Origin of the sequence: Nocardioides sp. JS614 (assembly GCF_000015265.1) — a bacterium.
Classification (GTDB): Bacteria; Actinomycetota; Actinomycetes; order Propionibacteriales; family Nocardioidaceae; genus Nocardioides.
In genome coordinates, this window is the sequence record NC_008699.1 from 4,536,583 (window position 1) to 4,549,004 (window position 12,422).

Below are 12,422 nucleotides of genomic sequence, written 5' to 3' on the forward strand. Positions count from 1 at the left end.
GGTCAGACTCCTTCGTAGGTGTACCAGCCGCGGCCGGTCTTGCGGCCGAGGTGGCCGCGCTCGACGAGCTCGGTCACGCTGCGGCTGGGGAGGTCGGCAGGGTCGCCGGTCTCGGCGTACCGAGCCTGCTTGGTGAGGTAGCCGATGTCGATGCCGGTGAGGTCCATCAGCTCGAACGGTCCCATCGGATAGCCGAGAGCGGTCCGGCAGGCGGTGTCGATGGCCTCGACACCGGCGTAGCCGCCCTCGTAGAGCCGGATCGCCTCGTCGCGCACGGCGTTGAGGATCCGGTTCGCCACGAAGCCCGGGATCTCCTTCTCCAGGACGACCGGAACCTTGCCCAGCGACTCGACGAGGTCCACGCAGCTCGCGACCGTCTGCCCCGAGGTCTCCGGTCCGGGCACCACCTCGACGCAGGCCATGACGAGCGCCGGGTTGAAGAAGTGCAGGTTGCAGACCCGGTCCGCGCGCCCCGTCGCGGCCGCGAGCCGGGACGGCACGAAGCTCGAGGAGTTGCTGGCCAGGATCGTGGCCGGCGGGCAGAGCCGGTCGAGCTCGGCGAACAGCTCCGACTTCACCTCGATCCTCTCGACCACCGCCTCGATCACGAGGTCCGCGTCCGCGGCGGCGGCGGCGGCGGCGAGCGAGTCCGCCACCCGCAGCCGCTCGAACGCGGCCGTGACGTCGTCGGCGGTACGCCGGCCCTTCTCGACCTGCCGCGCCATCCGGTCGCGCAGCTCGCGATCGGCCCGCTCGAGCATGGCCGGATCGACGTCGTGGAGGCACACCTGGTGGCCCGCGAGGGCGCAGACCATCGCGATCTGGGAGCCCATCGCCCCCGCACCCACGACCAGGACGCTGCGCATCAGGCCCCCCGGAACGCAGGGGTGCGCTTGGCCAGGAACGCCTCGGCGCCCTCCCGCTTGTCCCCGGTGGTGTAGAGCAGCGACTGGGCCAGCTGCTCGATGACCAGGCCGGTCCGCCGGTCGGTGTCCATGCCGGAGCGCACCACCAGCTTGGCGAGCCGGACCGCGAGCGGACCCTTGGCCCGGATCTGCCCGGCCACCTCGCGGGCGTGGGGGAGGAGCTCCTCCGGTGCGACCACCGAGGTGACCAGCCCGATCGTGCGGGCCTCCTCGGCGTCGACGAGCCGTCCGGTGAGGATCAGCTCGAGGGCACGCCCCACGCCGACCAGCCTGGCGAGCCGCTGGGTGCCGCCCGCGCCGGGCAGTACGGCGAGGTTGGTCTCCGGCAGCCCGAACCGGGCGCTCGTGGACGCCACCCGCAGGTCGCACGCCATCGCGAGCTCGCAGCCACCGCCCAGGGCGTAGCCGTTGACCGCGGCGATGGTCGGCTTCTCATAGGCCTCGACCTCGTCGTAGAGCGCCTGCATCTCCGAGGCGAGTCCGGTGTGCAGCGTGTAGTCGCGCAGCTGGGCGATGTCGGCGCCGGCGACGAAGGCGCGGTCGCCCGCGCCGGTGAACACCACCACCTCCACCGCGTCGTCGTGACGGAACGTGTCGAGGACGGCGCGGAGGTCGGCCTGGACCTGCCGGCTCACCGCATTGCGGACCTCCGGGCGGTTGACGGTCACCACTGCGATCCCGTCGGCGACCTCGACCAGCAGCGTCTCGAACCCGGCGCTCATTGGGCCACCTGGTCGCGCAGGTGGAACTTCTGGATCTTGCCGCTGGGGGTCTTGGGGAGCTCGGGCAGGACGGTGAGGAACTCCGGCCAGTACTGCTTCGCCACTCCCTTCTCCCGCAGGAACTCCTGCATCTCGGCGAAGTCGAAACCGGCCACGCCCGGCTTCAGCACGACGCAGGCGCACGCCCGTTCCTGGAGTCGCGGGTCGGGGACCGCCACCACGGCCACCACCTCGATCTTGGGGTTCTCGTACAGCACGTTCTCGACGTAGGCGACGGGGATGTTCTCGCCGCCGCGGATGATCACGTCCTTGGTGCGCCCGGAGATGCTCACGTAGCCCTCGGCGTCGATGTGGGCCAGGTCGCCGGTGTCGAACCAGTCGCCGTCGAAGGAGTCGCGGGTCATCTCGAGGCGCTCGGCGTACCCGACGAACAGGAAGGGGCCGGTCACCTGGAGCCGGCCCTCGGTGCCCGCCGGCACCTCGGCACCGTCGGCGTCGACGACCCGGATCCGCATGCCCGGCCAGGGGTAGCCGTCGGTCTCGATCAGCTTCTCGTCCGGGTCGCCGGGGACGCCGAGCGTGACGAGCGCGTTCTCGGTCTGGCCCCAGCCACCGACCACCACCAGGCCCGGCAGCGCGGCCCGCGCGCGGCGGACGATGGCCCGCGGGATCGGGGCGCCCATGCAGCAGAACCGCTGCAGGCTGGACAGATCGTGGTCGGCGAGGTCGGCGACGTTGACGAGGTCGTGGAGGAACGGCGTCGCCGCGGAGGTGTAGGTGATCCGGTGCTGCTCGACGAGCCGCACGAACTCGGCCGGATCCCACACGTCCTGCAGCACGCCGGTCGCGCCGACCTGGACGGGCAGCCGAGCGCCGTACAGGAAGCCGGTGAGGTGCGCCAGCGTCGAGGCCATGTGGATCACGCTGTCCGCGCCGACGCCGAGGCGCTCGGGCAGCGGTGCGTTCGCCGCGACGACGGTGTTGTGGGTGTGCATGACGCCCTTGGGCTCACCGGTGGTGCCGGAGGTGAAGATCAGCAGGGTGACGTCGTTGGCGTCCGGCCGCAGCGAGTCGAGCAGGCCGGGGTCGTGCCGCTCCTCCCACGGGGTGGCCAGGAACGTCTCGAACGAGTCGGCACCGTCACCGTCGACGACCAGGACGTGCTCGAGATCGGGCAGGTCGGGGCGCAGCCGCTCGACCATCGCGGGGTAGTCGAAGTCCCGGAACCGGCGCGGCACGACCAGCACCCGCGAGCGCGCCAGGCCCATCATGAAGCCGACCTCGCGCTCGCGGTAGATCGGGATCAGCGGGTTGCTGATCGCACCGATCCGGGTGCACGCGTAGTGCACGACCACCCACTCGATCCAGTTCGGCAGCTGGAAGCTGACCACGTCGCCGGGGCGGACGCCGAGCTCGACCAGGCCGTGCGCGCAGCGGTCGACCTCGCGGCGCAGGTCGGCGTACGTCATCTCCCGGCGCGCATCGACGAACGCGGTGCGGTCCGGGGTCGCCTCGGCGTGCTCGTCGAGGTAGTCGGTGATCAACCGGTCCAGCCAGTGGCCGTCCGCGGTGTGCCGGGCGATCCGCTCGGCGGTCAGGATCGTCTCGAAGGTCATGGCAGGTCTCCCGTGGTCAAGACATCGTGAGGCCGCCGCTGACGCTGACGGTCTGTCCGGTGACGAAGCCGGCCTCGTCGGAGGCCAGGAAGGCGACCACGTTCGCGAGGTCCTCGGGCTGCCCGAGCCGGCGGAACGGGATGGCCTTGACGAGCGCCTCGCGGAGCTTGTCCCCGCCCATGGAGGCGAACAGCGCGGTGTCGGTGGGTCCCGGGCAGACGCAGTTGACGTTGACCTGGCTGCGGGCCATCTCCCGGGCCGTGGCCTTGCTGAACGCGATGACGCCGCCCTTGGCCGCCGAGTAGACGGCCTCGCCCGACGAGCCCACCCGGCCGGCGTCCGACCCGATGTTGACCACGCTCCCGGAGCCCTGCGCGGCCATGATCGGCAGCACCTTCTTGGAGGTGTTGAGCACGCCGTAGAGGTTGATGCCGATGATCCGGTCCCACGTCTCCGGCTCGGAGTCGACGAACGCCTCGCCCTTGTCCCAGCCGGCGTTGTTGACGAGTACGTCGATCCGCCCGAAGGTCGCGACCACCTCGTCGACCATCGCGTCGACGGAGGTGCGATCGGTGACGTCGGCGTGCAGGCCGATCGCACCGTGGTCGAGTGCCGCGGCGGTCTCCTTCGCGGCCTGGTGGTCGACGTCGGTCACCACCACGGTGGCGCCCTCAGCCGCCAGCTTCGTGGCGATCGCCTTGCCGATGCCCTGTCCGGCGCCGGTGACGACCGCGATCTTGGAGTCGAGCTTGCCCATGGGGTCCTTGCCTTTCGAGTGGTCTGCGGGGGGTGGCTGGAGCTGGGTCCGTCGGAGGTGGGAGCGGGTCAGGGTGCGAACGCACGGCCGAGCAGGTCTCGGGAGATGACGAGCTTGGAGACCTGCTCGGTCCCGTCGCCGATCTCCAGCCCGATCACGTCGCGCAGCCGCTGACCGACCGGGTTCTCGGAGGAGTAGCCCAGGTGCCCGAAGGTGAGCAGGCACTTGTGGATCACCTCGGTGGCCAGCTTCGGCGCCCAGAACTTCGCCATCGCGGCGAGCGCGGAGTGCTCGAGGTCGTGGTCCTTGTTCCAGAGCGCCTCGTAGCAGACGTGCCGGGCGCCCCGGACGTACGTCGCGAGCTCGGCCAGGGGGAACGCGACCCCCTGGAAGGTGCCGATCGGCTTGCCGAAGGCCACCCGGTCGCGCGACCACTGCACCGCCTCGTCGAGTGACTGCTGGGCCGCGCCGAGGCAGGCCAGGCCGATGATCGCCCGGGAGTAGTCGAAGCCCTGCATGACCGACACGAAGCCGTCGCCCTCGGCGCCGATCAGCTGCGCGCGAGCGACGGGCGTCCCGTCGAAGTGCAGCGACGCGCGGCCGATCGCACGACTGCCGAGGTCGTCGAACGCGGCCCGGGTGACGCTCGGGTCGTGCAGGTCGACCCAGAACGCGCTGACGCCCCGCGCGCCGGGGCCGCCGGTGCGCGCCAGCACGACGCCCCGGTCGGCGGTCATCCCGAGCGTGATGGAGGTCTTCTCGCCGTGCAGCGTCCACCCGGCACCGTCCGGGACCGCCTTCAGCTCCAGGCCGGCGGCATCGGTGCCGTGGCCGGGCTCGGTGATGCAGATGCAGGGGACGACCTCGCCCGAGGCGATCCCGGGCAGCCAGGCCGCCTGCTGCTCGGCGGTGGCGTTGCGGACGACGATGTCGCTGATCAGGGCGGTGTTGATGATCAGGTACGCCGCGTTGAAGTCGGCACGGCCGACCTCCTCCGCGGCGATCCCGGCGATCACCGCGGTCGCCTCCTGTCCGCCGTACTCCTCCGGGATGCGCAGCCCGGTCAGGCCCATCCCGGCCATGTCGACCGCGAGCTCACGCCGGAACACCGCCGCTCGGTCGTCGGACTGGTAGTGCGGCGCCAGGGTCTTGGCGGCGAACCGCCGGACCTCCTGGCGGAACGCCTCCTGGTCCTCGTCGAATCCGTAGTCCATGGTCGGTTCGCCTCCTGCGCGTCAGTGCCAGTTGACGTGCTGGTTGAAGTCGGGCTTGCGCTTCTCCGCGAAGGCGGCGGCGCCCTCGAGGCCCTCGGGCGAGGCGGTGAACAGGTCGAGCGCGCTCATCGCCAGGTTGCTGAGACCGGCCTGGTGGTCGGTGTCGGCGTTGAAGGACTGCTTGAGGAAGCGGATGGCCGTGGGGCTCTTCTCGGCGACCTCCGCCGCCCACTCCTTGGCCTCGTCGAGCAACCGGTCGGCCGGGACCACCTTGTTCACCAGGCCCATCGCGAGCGCCTCGGAGGCGTCGTACTGGCGGCACCAGAACCAGATCTCGCGGGCCTTCTTCTCCCCCACGACCCGGGCGAGGTACGCCGAGCCGAAGCCGGCGTCGAAGGAGCCGACCCGGGGCCCCGCTTGGCCGAAGCGCGCGTTCTCGCTCGCGATCGACACGTCGCAGAGCACGTGCAGCACGTGGCCGCCACCGACCGCGATCCCGTTGACCGCCGCGATCACGGGCTTGGGGATGTCTCGGATCAGCTTGTGCAGGTTGCCGATCTCGAACATGCCGCTCTCGCTCGGACCGTAGTCGCCGGTCTCCGCGCGCTGCTTGACGTCGCCACCGGTGCAGAACGCCTTCTCGCCGGAGCCGGTGAGGATCACCGACTGCACCTGCCGGTCCGCCCACGCGAGCCGGAACGCCTTGATCAGCTCGTCGACGGTCTTCGCCCGGAAGGCGTTGTACCGCTCCGGCCGGCTGATCGTGATGATCGCCGCCGAATCCTCCACGACGTAGGTGATGTCCTCGAAGTCGGTCACGTGCTGCCCTCTCGACGAAAATGAATATCCGTTCACTTACGATGAAGATAGGTTCATCACATCCGGCGCGTCAAGACCTTCGATGCCCTAAAGTGAACGCGGATTCACGTGCGGATCCCTGGAGCGTCGGACCGAACGGAGAGGCATGAGCGTCAGCGCCAGCGACGAAGTCACCCTCGCGACCCGGAGCGTCCGGGCCGAGCGTCGGCGGCGGCAGCTCCTCGGGGCGGCCGCCCGGCTGATGGATCGCAGCGGCTCGGAGTCGGTGTCGATGCAGGCCCTCGCCGACGAGGCCGGGGTCAGCGTGGGCCTGATCTACCGCTACTTCGGGGGCAAGGACGACCTGCTCCTGGCCGTCATCGTCGAGGTGCTGGACACCTTCGCCGAGCGAGTGCCCGCCGCCATCGAGGAGTCGGGCGACGACCCGGCCCGCCGGCTCGCCGCCGCCTTCCGCACCTACTGCGAGGTGATCGACGAGCAACGACACGCCGCGGTCCTCACCTACCGGGAGAGCAGGTCACTGACCGATGCCGGGCGCGAGCGGATCAAGGAACTCGAGGTCAGCACCAGCGAGCCGCTGCGGGAGATCTTGCAGGCCGGCATCGAGCGCGGCACCTTCATCGCCGAGGTGGACGCCGACCTGGTGGCCTACAACCTGCTGCTGGAGGCCCATGCCTGGGCGCTCAAGCACTGGTACTTCGAGCGCACGCTGACCCTCGACGACTATGTCCGCCGACAGGTGTCGCTCGTGCTGCGGTCCCTGCTCGAGACACGGCACCGGCGCAGGTACTCGGACCTGCTCAGCATCGCCTCCGTCGACTGAGCCTCGAGGCCGAGGCTCGGCTGGGGCCGGGCCCTCAGGCGGCGCGGCGGTCCCGGAGCACCCGGCGGGTGCCGAGCAGCGCCAGGCCGACGCCGATCCCGCCGATCACGATGCCGGCGAACAGGTACAGGTAGCTCGCGTCCAGGTCGTCGCCCTCGTCGATGCCGATCATGCTCACGAGCAGGAAGCCGAGCCTGCCCATCACGAAGGACCCGAGCACCATCGCCAGGGCGATGCCCTGGGTCCAGCCCTTGGAGAGGTTGAGCTCGGACCGCTCGACCCCACCTTCCGGCTGCGCGCGAAGTGTCATGAGGCCGCCGCCGAAATCGACGATGCCCGGTCAACGCAGCGGGCCGAGGCGGTCTTGTGAACCATCCCGCCGGCCGGCCCCTGGGCGTCATGCCTGCTGGCAGACCCAGCCCTCCGGGAGCTCCGCGGAGTCGATGAAGTCGAGCAGCTCGGCGGCCTGCTCGGCGGTGAGTACGGCGTCCCCGCGGGGGTAGATGATCGGCTCCTCCTTGGCGTTGTGCTCGGCGAGCCGGTCGAGCAGCTCGCGGCACCGCTCGCGCAGGCCGTCGGGGTCCGCGGCGCCGTCCAGGCCGTCGATCGCGTCCAGGGTCTGCCAGATCTCGCCGTGCTCGCGGAGCATCACGAGCACCGGCGCGAGCATCCCCGCGGCGCGCAGCGGCGGGAAGAGGAACTCCTCCTCCAGGTAGATGTGCCGGCGCAGGGCCGCGCCGGCCCGGGCGAGCTGCGGCAGCAGCAGATCGCCCCGGGCCAGGCCCTCGAGGAAGGCCTCGATGCCGTCGTCGATCTCGTGGTGCTCGTCCTCGAGCAGGGCGGAGATGCTCGGGGTGTCCGCGTTCTCGGGGTCGGCGTCCAGGTCGGTGTTCGGGTCAGCCATCTCGCTTCTTCCTCAGCCCTCTCGCGGCGGCCGGGCGGCCACCAGCTCGGTGTCGACGCCGAAGGCGCCCAGCTTGGCGGCGCCTCCCGGCGAGCCGATCGGCCGGTCGCGTCCGGGCAGCACCTCGGCGAAGAACCGCGCGTTGTCATCCTGGTAGGGCTGGAGCTCGGCGGGCAAGTCGTCCTCGTAGTAGATCGCCTCGACCGGGCAGACCGGCTCGCAGGCGCCGCAGTCGACGCACTCGTCGGGCTGGATGTAGAGCGAGCGCGCGCCCTCGTAGATGCAGTCCACCGGGCACTCGTCCACGCACGCCCGGTCCTGCACATCGATGCACGGCTCGCCGATCACGTACGCCATCGACCCTCCTCGACACTCGACACTGGTTGTTTAGACGAAACTATTGTAGAAACGAACGTAGCACGTCCGCGGACTCGGGAGGAGACCCCAATGACCCGCCAGACGACCCGCCAGGAGGCTCGCCAGCTCGTGCTCTACGGCGACTTCACCTGCCCGTGGAGCTACCTGGCCTCGCGGCGGGCCGACGCACTGGCAGCCACCGGCCTGCGGGTCGACTGGCGCGCGGTGCGAGCCCCGGCGCACGACAGCCGGGCCGGCGCGGACCGGTTCCGCGTCGTGCGCCGGGAGCTGGACCTGGTCGCCGCCGGGCTGCGCCCGGACGAGCGGCTTCCATACGCGCTGGCCGGCTTCGTCCCGGAGACCGCGGCGGCCGCCGTGACCGGCTACGCCGAGGCGTACGCCGCGGGCTCGGCCGCCCCGGTCCGGCACCTGCTGTTCGACGCGTTCTGGGCGCACGGGTGCGACGTCGGCGACGCCCAGGTGGTGCACACGCTGGTCGTCGACGCGATCCGCACCGGCTGCCCGCCGGGGCATCCTTGCGCGGACTGGGGCTACACCGTGGTCGGCGACGACCCCGTCGCCCCCGCCCCCCGGCACCTGGTCGAGCGCTGGGCACGCCAGTGGCGGGCGACCGGGCTGGACGCGCTCCCCGTGCTGGTCGTCGACGACGCGGCGCCGCTGGTCGGTGCCGCAGCCGTGGCGTGGCTGGCCGACGAGCTGCTGCGCCGTACCCCTGATCGCCGGTGGGACCCGGCGCCGGCGCTGCCCCATGCCGGCTGAGCACCCCACCGCGCCGGCCGGCTCGGAGCGCTTCGCCCGGTCCGGGCGTCCGGGCGTGGAACGATGGCGCCCGATGGACCGCTCGACGAACACCGACGACCCGCCGCGCAGCGACGACCCGGCGCACGGCCTCGGCCCGACCCGGGCCCGGGTGCTCGCGCTGCTCCAGGACGCGGGCGAGCCGATGACCGCCTCCGCGGTCGGCGCCCGGCTGGGGCTGCACGTGAACTCCGCGCGGTTCCACCTCGACGCGCTGGCCGAGGACGCGCTGGTGGTCCGCGAGCGCGAGGACCGCAGCACGCCCGGGCGCCCCAAGGTGCTGTACACGGTCGCGCAGGCCGCGCCCGCGGTCACCCACCGCAGCTACCGGCTGCTCGCGGAGATCCTCACCAGCATCCTCGCGGGCCGGCTGCCCGAGCCGTCCGCCGCGGCCGAGGAGGCCGGCGTGGCGTGGGGCCGCTACCTGGCGCCGGCAGCCCCGCCGTACCAGCGCGCGGATCGCTCGGAGTCGTTGGTGCGGCTCGTCGACACGCTCGACCGGATCGGCTTCGACTCCCACGTCGTCGACGAGCCGGGCGACCTTCGCCTGGAGGTCAGCCACTGCCCGTTCCTCGAGGTCGCCGAGCAGCACCACGACGTCGTCTGCGCCGTGCACCTGGGCCTGATGCGCGGCATCCTCGAGCAGACCGGCGCCACCGTGCGGGCGACCGGCCTGGAGCCGCTCGTGGAGCCCAGCCGCTGCATCGCCCACCTGGGGGCCGGGGAACCGGCCTGAGGCCGCCCGGTCGGGGGTGCCGGCCGGGCGCCGGGCCGTGCCGCTGTAACGCCCGTTTACCCTTTGTTCCGACCCCCATGCAACATGGGGCACAGAACGGGTAACACGGCGTTACAGCCAACGGCGGCGCGGATCAGATCAGCAGGGCCGGGTCGATGTCATCGAGCTGGGCGTCGGGCACGCGGGCGGGGATGCCGAGCACGGTGCTGCCCGGGGCGACGTCACGGACCACCACCGAGTTCGCCCCTACCCGGGCGCCGGCACCGACGACGACCGGGCCCAGGACCCGGGCGCCCGCGCCGATCACCACGCCGTCGCCGACCACCGGGTGCCGGCGGCCCGGTGCCGTCGACCGGCTGCCGAGCGTGACCCCGTGGTAGAGCAGCACGTCGTCGCCGACCACCGCGGTCTCGCCGATCACCACCCCCATGCCGTGGTCGATGAACAGCCGGCGGCCGATCTCGGCACCCGGGTGGATCTCGATCCCGGTCAGCGCCCGGCCGGCGTGCGAGACCAGCCGGGCGGCCAGCCGGCCACCGGGCCGGTGCCACAGCCGGTGGGCGAGCCGGTGCAGCCAGACCGCATGCAGACCCGGGTAGGCGAGCACCAGCTCCGGTGTGGACCGCGCGGCGGGATCACGCTCGCGAGCGGCGCGCAGGTCCTCGCGCAGCCGGTGCCGCCACCGCACCGGGCCCGGCGTCGGCGCGACGAGCGCCGAGGTGACGAGGCTCGGGATGCTCATGGTCAGTCCACCAGCCCCTCGAACAGCAGGGTCGAGAGGTAGCGCTCGCCGAAGGACGGCACGATCACCACGATGGTGCGGCCGGCGTTCTCGGGTCGCTGCGCCACCTGGACGGCCGCCGAGATCGCGGCGCCCGACGACAGGCCGACCAGCAGGCCCTCCTCGGTCGCCGCCCGCCGGGCCCAGGTCACGGCCTCCTCGACGGGTACGTCGAGCACCTCGTCGTACACGGTGGTGTCGAGGATCTCGGGGACGAAGTTGGCGCCGAGGCCCTGGATCTTGTGCGGGCCCGGGGCGCCGCCGTTGAGGATCGGCGACTCGGCCGGCTCGACGCCGATCACCTGCACGTCGGGCTTGCGCTCCTTGAGCAGCTGCCCGACGCCGGTGATGGTGCCGCCGGTGCCGATGCCGGCGACCAGGATGTCGACCTCGCCGTCGGTGTCCTTCCAGATCTCCTCGGCGGTGGTGTCGCGGTGGATGGCCGGGTTGGCGGCGTTCGCGAACTGCCGCACCGGCACCGCTCCGGTCGTCTCGGCGATCTCCTCTGCCTTGCGCACCGCGCCGGTCATGCCCTCGCTGCCGGGGGTCAGCACCAGCTCGGCGCCGAAGGCCCGCAGCAGCGCGCGGCGCTCGCGAGACATCGTCTCGGGCATGGTCAGCACCACGCGGTAGCCGCGGGCGGCGCCGACCATGGCGAGGGCGATGCCGGTGTTGCCGGAGGTGGCCTCGACGACGGTGCCGCCCGGGGCGAGCACCCCGGCGGCCTCGGCGGCGTCGATCATCGCGACGCCGATCCGGTCCTTGACGCTGTTGGCGGGGTTGTAGAACTCGAGCTTGGCCAGCACGGTGGCGCCGGCATCGCCGACGACCCGGTTGAGCCGGACGAGCGGGGTGTTGCCGACGAGCTGGGTGACGTCGTCGTAGATGTTCATGGGTGGTCCTTCACTGCGGTACGGGCGGTCTGGTCGGGTGCGGCGGGTCTGCTCAGGGCAGGCGACACAGCGCCGACCGGACGTGGCAGTGGTCCACGGCGCGGCGACGGATGAGGGGCAGCGGGGCGCTGAACGGCGCGGTGAGATCGGTGCGCTCGGCGACCGGGTGGTCGTCGTGGGTGGTCATGGCGGGTCCTTCACGGGCGGGCGGCGTCTGGGTCGGCGCGCCCGGTCCCGCCCGCGCGAGGGCGCGGTGGCGGCAGCGAGCGCTCAGCTGGTCCGAGGGCGCAGGCGACAGCAGGGGCGACACAGCGCCGACCGGACGCGGCAGTGGTCCACGGCCCGGCGACGGACGAGCGGCACCGACAGCGGACGGGCGGACGCCGGTCGCTGCGCACGGGGGATCACGGTGCCTCCTGGGGATGCCGAATGGCCAGGATGCCTGGCCGGTCCGGATCACCGCAGGGTCTTTGGTCCCGCCGTCGCCGGGACTTTGTGCCCAGCCCCGCCCGGCCGCCCGGCGCCGCCGTACGTCGTTTGGTCACCAAACGACGGCACTGAGCGCGCCCCGGACGTCGTTGGTGACCAAACGACAACTCCTTCCACGCCGCGGCGGCCGGGGCGGCCCACGGCGGCCGGCGGTCAGGCGGTGCGCTCGCGCGGGACCTCGAGCCGGGGGATGCCGCCCAGGCCGAGCCGGTAGCGGACCTGCCCGGCGTACTCCTCGAGGGTCCGCCACAGGGTCTCGTGGGCCGCCCACGGCAACGGTTCGGCGCCGCGCTGCCAGGTCTCGCCGAACGCGATCCACACCGGAGTCCAGGCGGCGGCGTCGTCCCAGGCGCCGCGCCGCGCGATCAGCAGCCGCCGCCGGATCTGGAACGCCGCGCGCGGGCCGTCGACGTACACCGGCGAGGTCGCGACCGGCCACACCCACAGGTCGAGGGTCATCAGGTGCACCTCGAGCTCGTGCAGCACCGACGGGTCGACCAGCACGGTCGCCACGTTCTCGTGCGGGGCCCGCCTCATGGCGGCACGCTTCCCGAGCCCGGCCGCCA

16 protein-coding genes are annotated in these 12,422 nt (G+C 72.2%); 3 read left to right on the plus strand and 13 right to left on the minus strand.

The genetic code is table 11. The annotated features are described in order from the left end of the window. Positions 1-2 precede the first annotated feature (2 nt). The 6 genes from NOCA_RS23210 to NOCA_RS23235 form a co-directional block, all read right to left on the minus strand. Entirely contained in the window at positions 3-866 is an 864-nt protein-coding gene (locus NOCA_RS23210) for a 3-hydroxyacyl-CoA dehydrogenase family protein (protein WP_011757720.1), read from the minus strand. Beyond that, positions 866-1,648 carry an enoyl-CoA hydratase/isomerase family protein gene (locus NOCA_RS23215; RefSeq protein WP_011757721.1) on the minus strand — a complete coding sequence of 261 codons (783 nt, stop codon included), beginning with the start codon at positions 1,646-1,648 and terminating at the stop codon, positions 866-868. The genes NOCA_RS23210 and NOCA_RS23215 overlap by 1 nt, the downstream gene beginning before the upstream one ends. Then, positions 1,645-3,264, minus strand: a complete 1,620-nt coding sequence (locus NOCA_RS23220) for a cyclohexanecarboxylate-CoA ligase (protein WP_011757722.1) — start codon at positions 3,262-3,264, stop codon at positions 1,645-1,647. Before NOCA_RS23220 ends, NOCA_RS23215 begins: the two co-directional genes overlap by 4 nt. A gap of 16 nt (positions 3,265-3,280) precedes the next feature. Beyond that, positions 3,281-4,021 carry an SDR family NAD(P)-dependent oxidoreductase gene (locus NOCA_RS23225; protein WP_011757723.1) on the minus strand — a complete coding sequence of 247 codons (741 nt, stop codon included), beginning with the start codon at positions 4,019-4,021 and terminating at the stop codon, positions 3,281-3,283. A 68-nt stretch (positions 4,022-4,089) separates the two neighbouring features. Next, entirely contained in the window at positions 4,090-5,235 is a 1,146-nt protein-coding gene (locus NOCA_RS23230) for an acyl-CoA dehydrogenase family protein (RefSeq protein WP_011757724.1), read from the minus strand. Positions 5,236-5,256: 21 nt separating this feature from the next. Next, a complete protein-coding gene (locus NOCA_RS23235) occupies positions 5,257-6,054 on the minus strand; it encodes an enoyl-CoA hydratase-related protein (RefSeq protein WP_011757725.1) in 798 nt (265 codons plus the stop codon). A 145-nt stretch (positions 6,055-6,199) separates the two neighbouring features. Here NOCA_RS23235 and NOCA_RS23240 point away from each other — a divergent pair, with 145 nt between their 5' ends. After that, complete coding sequence (locus NOCA_RS23240) at positions 6,200-6,877, plus strand: TetR/AcrR family transcriptional regulator (RefSeq protein WP_011757726.1); 678 nt, start codon at positions 6,200-6,202, stop codon at positions 6,875-6,877. 34 nt (positions 6,878-6,911) lie between these two features. On the opposite strand, the gene NOCA_RS23245 is transcribed toward NOCA_RS23240, so the two are convergent. The 3 genes from NOCA_RS23245 to fdxA all read right to left on the minus strand — a co-directional run bounded on the left by NOCA_RS23245 (position 6,912) and on the right by fdxA (position 8,138). Beyond that, on the minus strand, positions 6,912-7,187 hold the full coding sequence (locus tag NOCA_RS23245) for a hypothetical protein (RefSeq protein WP_011757727.1): 276 nt from the start codon (positions 7,185-7,187) through the stop codon (positions 6,912-6,914). Between the two features lie 87 nt (positions 7,188-7,274). Further along, positions 7,275-7,781 (minus strand): hemerythrin domain-containing protein, encoded by a 507-nt coding sequence (locus NOCA_RS23250; RefSeq protein WP_011757728.1) that lies wholly within the window; start codon positions 7,779-7,781, stop codon positions 7,275-7,277. Between the two features lie 12 nt (positions 7,782-7,793). Continuing rightward, positions 7,794-8,138, minus strand: a complete 345-nt coding sequence (gene fdxA, locus NOCA_RS23255) for a ferredoxin (RefSeq protein WP_011757729.1) — start codon at positions 8,136-8,138, stop codon at positions 7,794-7,796. Positions 8,139-8,228: 90 nt separating this feature from the next. Between fdxA and NOCA_RS23260 the strand changes: the two genes are divergently transcribed. Together NOCA_RS23260 and NOCA_RS23265 are read left to right on the plus strand one after the other, a co-directional pair. Continuing rightward, entirely contained in the window at positions 8,229-8,918 is a 690-nt protein-coding gene (locus tag NOCA_RS23260) for a DsbA family oxidoreductase (protein ID WP_011757730.1), read from the plus strand. A gap of 73 nt (positions 8,919-8,991) precedes the next feature. Then, complete coding sequence (locus NOCA_RS23265) at positions 8,992-9,693, plus strand: helix-turn-helix transcriptional regulator (RefSeq protein WP_041546865.1); 702 nt, start codon at positions 8,992-8,994, stop codon at positions 9,691-9,693. A gap of 133 nt (positions 9,694-9,826) precedes the next feature. Here NOCA_RS23265 and cysE read toward each other — a convergent pair whose 3' ends face one another. From cysE to NOCA_RS23285, 4 genes are all read right to left on the minus strand, one after another. After that, entirely contained in the window at positions 9,827-10,435 is a 609-nt protein-coding gene (gene cysE, locus NOCA_RS23270; RefSeq protein ID WP_011757732.1) for a serine O-acetyltransferase, read from the minus strand. 2 nt (positions 10,436-10,437) lie between these two features. After that, complete coding sequence (gene cysK / locus NOCA_RS23275) at positions 10,438-11,367, minus strand: cysteine synthase A (RefSeq protein ID WP_011757733.1); 930 nt, start codon at positions 11,365-11,367, stop codon at positions 10,438-10,440. Positions 11,368-11,419: 52 nt separating this feature from the next. After that, positions 11,420-11,554 carry a hypothetical protein gene (locus NOCA_RS28530; RefSeq protein WP_274378266.1) on the minus strand — a complete coding sequence of 45 codons (135 nt, stop codon included), beginning with the start codon at positions 11,552-11,554 and terminating at the stop codon, positions 11,420-11,422. A gap of 455 nt (positions 11,555-12,009) precedes the next feature. Beyond that, positions 12,010-12,393, minus strand: a complete 384-nt coding sequence (locus NOCA_RS23285; RefSeq protein ID WP_011757734.1) for a hypothetical protein — start codon at positions 12,391-12,393, stop codon at positions 12,010-12,012. Positions 12,394-12,422: the final 29 nt, after the last annotated feature.

Bases quoted from the DNA above. Each gene is read 5' to 3' on its own strand.
- cysE (WP_011757732.1), bottom strand. From the start codon at position 10,435: ATGAGCATCCCGAGCCTCGTCACCTCGGCGCTCGTCGCGCCGACGCCG.
- NOCA_RS23215 (WP_011757721.1), bottom strand. From the start codon at position 1,648: ATGAGCGCCGGGTTCGAGACGCTGCTGGTCGAGGTCGCCGACGGGATC.
- NOCA_RS23240 (WP_011757726.1), top strand. From the start codon at position 6,200: ATGAGCGTCAGCGCCAGCGACGAAGTCACCCTCGCGACCCGGAGCGTC.
- NOCA_RS23260 (WP_011757730.1), top strand. From the start codon at position 8,229: ATGACCCGCCAGACGACCCGCCAGGAGGCTCGCCAGCTCGTGCTCTAC.
- NOCA_RS23225 (WP_011757723.1), bottom strand. From the start codon at position 4,021: ATGGGCAAGCTCGACTCCAAGATCGCGGTCGTCACCGGCGCCGGACAG.
- NOCA_RS23210 (WP_011757720.1), bottom strand. From the start codon at position 866: ATGCGCAGCGTCCTGGTCGTGGGTGCGGGGGCGATGGGCTCCCAGATC.
- NOCA_RS23265 (WP_041546865.1), top strand. From the start codon at position 8,992: ATGGACCGCTCGACGAACACCGACGACCCGCCGCGCAGCGACGACCCG.
- NOCA_RS23245 (WP_011757727.1), bottom strand. From the start codon at position 7,187: ATGACACTTCGCGCGCAGCCGGAAGGTGGGGTCGAGCGGTCCGAGCTC.
- NOCA_RS23285 (WP_011757734.1), bottom strand. From the start codon at position 12,393: ATGAGGCGGGCCCCGCACGAGAACGTGGCGACCGTGCTGGTCGACCCG.
- NOCA_RS23220 (WP_011757722.1), bottom strand. From the start codon at position 3,264: ATGACCTTCGAGACGATCCTGACCGCCGAGCGGATCGCCCGGCACACC.
- NOCA_RS23250 (WP_011757728.1), bottom strand. From the start codon at position 7,781: ATGGCTGACCCGAACACCGACCTGGACGCCGACCCCGAGAACGCGGAC.
- fdxA (WP_011757729.1), bottom strand. From the start codon at position 8,138: ATGGCGTACGTGATCGGCGAGCCGTGCATCGATGTGCAGGACCGGGCG.
- NOCA_RS23230 (WP_011757724.1), bottom strand. From the start codon at position 5,235: ATGGACTACGGATTCGACGAGGACCAGGAGGCGTTCCGCCAGGAGGTC.
- cysK (WP_011757733.1), bottom strand. From the start codon at position 11,367: ATGAACATCTACGACGACGTCACCCAGCTCGTCGGCAACACCCCGCTC.
- NOCA_RS28530 (WP_274378266.1), bottom strand. From the start codon at position 11,554: ATGACCACCCACGACGACCACCCGGTCGCCGAGCGCACCGATCTCACC.